The organism is Mycobacterium sp. NAZ190054 (genome assembly GCF_001545925.1).
Lineage (GTDB): Bacteria > Actinomycetota > Actinomycetes > Mycobacteriales > Mycobacteriaceae > Mycobacterium.
Window position 1 is genome coordinate 1 of the sequence record NZ_LMVQ01000354.1, and the last position, 3005, is coordinate 3005.

Sequence of the window (3005 nt, forward strand, 5' to 3'; positions counted from 1 at the left end):
GACCGCCGAGATGGTCAAGGCGGCGGCGAATGCGTTTGTGGCGACCAAGATCTCATTCGTCAACGCGGTGGCCGACATGTGTGATGCCGTCGGGGCGGACGTCTGCTTCGTCGCCGACGCGGTCGGTCGGGACCCGCGCATCGGACGGGACCTGCTCGACGCCGGCATCGGTTTCGGCGGCGCGCTGCCGAAAGACGTCCGTGCGGTCATGGCGCGGGCCGGTGAGGCCGGGGCGGATCAGATGCTCATGCTGCTCCGCGAGGTGGACGGCATCAATGCGCGGCGCCGGTCCAAGATGGTGGACCTGACCCGTGACGTGCTGGGCGGCCGGCTCGCGGGCGCGCGGATCGCCGTGCTGGGTGCGTCGTTCAAGCCCGACTCCGACGACGTCCGCGACTCACCGGCGCTGAACGTGGCCGGGCAACTGCATGTGGAAGGTGCTGCGGTGAGCGTCTTCGACCCGCATGCGACGGAAAACGCGCGGACGCTGTTCCCGAACTTCGACTACGCGGCCGGCCCGGTCGACGCGTGCCGCGACGCCGACGCGGTGCTCGTGCTGACCGAGTGGCAGCAGTTCCGCGACCTCCGTCCCACCGACCTGGAACAGGTGGTGCACAAGCGCAGGATCGTCGACGGCAGGAACTGTCTGGATCCTGTCCGGTGGCGCGGCGCCGGGTGGGAGTACCGCGGGATGGGGAGGGGAGTGACCCCCAGCGAGGGCGGTCATCGTGTTCACACCCAGTCGATCTCGTCGTCGAAGGTGTGGAGTGAGATCGTGGCGCAGCGGCTGCGGTCCTGGAGCGACGTGGCAGACACCGGCTGATCGCCGAAATTGCATTCCAGCAGGCGAATTGGGCGTACGGGCCAGCCTCAGTGCAATCTCGGCGCTCAGTTCGCACGCCCTCACACCGACAGGACGTGTCCCTCGCGGGCGGGGACCGTGCCGTCCAACAACGCGGTGTAGCAGGCCTCGACCGCGGCACGGCCGTGGCCCGGCACCACCGTCAGCCACGGGTCCACGGCGCGGGTCACCGGTTCCAGGAACGCGATCCAGGCGCCCGCGATGCGTTCCAGCAGACCGGTCGGGCCCCACTGGGAGCTGCGTTTGGCCGCCCAGTCGGGCACGAAGAACAGCGTCGGCGCCGGGCCGGGCAGGTTGTCGTCACCACCGAGCGCGTCCCAGTGGGTGGCGCCGACGGCGCAGTCGTAGGTGAGGTGCCCGCCCAGCCGGTGGTGCACTGCGGCCCGCACCGGCGCGCTGCCGCTGAAGTCGACGTACACCGCCGGCGTCGCGGGCAGCGCGTCGACGTCGTCGTAGGTGAGGACGTCGTCATAGCAGCCCAGCGACCGGGTGAAGTCGAGGTTGGCCGCGGACGTGAGCCCGACGCACCGCACCGGGTCGGTGTGGCGCGACAGGCAGAACGCGGTGCCGTAGGCCGTCTTGCTCGACGCACTGGACAGGATCGCGGTGTCGGCGCCGAAGAACCGGCTCTCGTTCAGGAAGTCGTCGAGCAGGAACGACGTCGAGAACAGGGGACGCAGCAGGGCCTGCTGGTCCTCGAAGTCGGCGGCGTATCCCGGGTCGGCGCTGCAGCGCACATACCGGTTGTAGATCGGATGCAGGCCGCTGCGGTGCCCGGCGGCGTCGGTGAACCCGCCCGCGTCGACCGGGTCCGGCTGCAGCACCACCTGGTCGGCGACGGGGTAGTAGCCGTAGAAGCGGTCGCCGACCTCCACGCCCGCGCGCCGGGATTCCGCGACGGTGGCGAAACCCCACACCGGGACCGAGCCGGTGTCCTGGTCGCCGGTCGGGAAGAACTGCCAGTAGTTCATCAGGTCGCCGAACGCGGCGTAGGTGATGTTGTTCGACGTGAGCGCGAACTTGTCGATGCGCATCCGTACCGCGCCGTCGGCCAACGCCGGCGAGGGGATGTCCTGCCAGCCGGTCCGCCTGAGGTCGTGGCGCTGGACCACGAGTCGCGTCGTCACCGAGGCGATCGTAACCCCAAAGGCCCTGGTCTCCGGCCGACTGTGCCATCGCGACCTGTCGCGGTAATGTCGAGCAGCAGTCTCACAGAAGATTGGTAGCTGATTCATGGACCTCGTACTCGGTTTGTCGATGACGGCGTCATCGATCCGCTGGGTCCTCGTCGACGATGCGACGAGCGGGGAGAGCCGCACCATCGACCGCGGCACCGTGCCCGTCGACGGCGCCTTCGGCGCCGGAGCGCTGGTGGACCGGTTGCTGGACCGGCCGGTGCACGCGATCGGGCTGACCTGGACCATCGAGGCGGAGAACACCGCCAGTGCGGTGTGGCAGGCGCTCACCGACCGCGCGGTCGAGAACGTCATCGCGGTGTCCGACGTGGAGGCCGCCGAGGCGCTGGCCTGCGGCATCGCCGACCTCGCCGGCTGCGAGCGGGTGGTGGTGTGCGTCGCCGAGCCCGGCACCTCGGTGATCGCCGCGGTGACCCCCGACGGTGTGACGGCCGACCGGGTCGATCCGTCCGTGCTCGCCGACGTGGACGGGTTCGACCCCGACGCCGTCTTCGTGCTCGGTTCCGGCGACGTCGCAGGTGTGGTCGCCGCGCTCGAGCAGCGACTTGAGGTGCCTGTGGTCTCCGCCGCCGAGGCCGACCTCGCGCTGGCCCGCGGCGCGGCGCTGGCCTCCGGCTCCGCGGTGTCCCTCCTCGATGCCGACGCCGCGCCGAAACGGCGCAGGCTGTCGCCGACGGCGACGCTGGTGTCGGTGCTGGCCGCCGCGGTGGTGACGTTCGTGGTGTCGCTGTCGGTGGCGGTGGGCATGAGCCTGACGCCTGACGACCCCGCTCCGCAGATGGCGCGCGCGGTGACCGATCCGGTCGCCGAGCCCGTCGCTCCGCCGCGGCCAGGCCCTCCTTGGTGTCGAGGTACCGGTTGGACAGGGTGCCGCTGCCGCCGGCGATGGGCAGCAGGTCGACCAGCGGGCGCAGCGCGGGTTGGGACTCCCCCGCAGCGGCCTGGAC

The 3005-nt window shown here is 70.8% G+C and carries 2 protein-coding genes and 1 pseudogene; 1 reads left to right on the plus strand and 2 read right to left on the minus strand.

Features of this window, described 5'->3' with window-relative positions; genetic code table 11:
- Positions 1-823: nucleotide sugar dehydrogenase (locus tag ASJ79_RS21465; RefSeq protein WP_156448566.1), on the plus strand; the 823-nt coding region annotated here is incomplete at its 5' end.
- Positions 824-903: 80 nt separating this feature from the next.
- Here the strand turns inward: ASJ79_RS21465 and ASJ79_RS21470 are convergent.
- Both ASJ79_RS21470 and ASJ79_RS34275 read right to left on the minus strand, forming a co-directional pair.
- Positions 904-1989 (minus strand): DUF2855 family protein, encoded by a 1086-nt coding sequence (locus ASJ79_RS21470; protein ID WP_067959650.1) that lies wholly within the window; start codon positions 1987-1989, stop codon positions 904-906.
- A gap of 890 nt (positions 1990-2879) precedes the next feature.
- A pseudogene (locus ASJ79_RS34275) lies at positions 2880-3005 on the minus strand (D-alanyl-D-alanine carboxypeptidase); the annotation flags it as partial.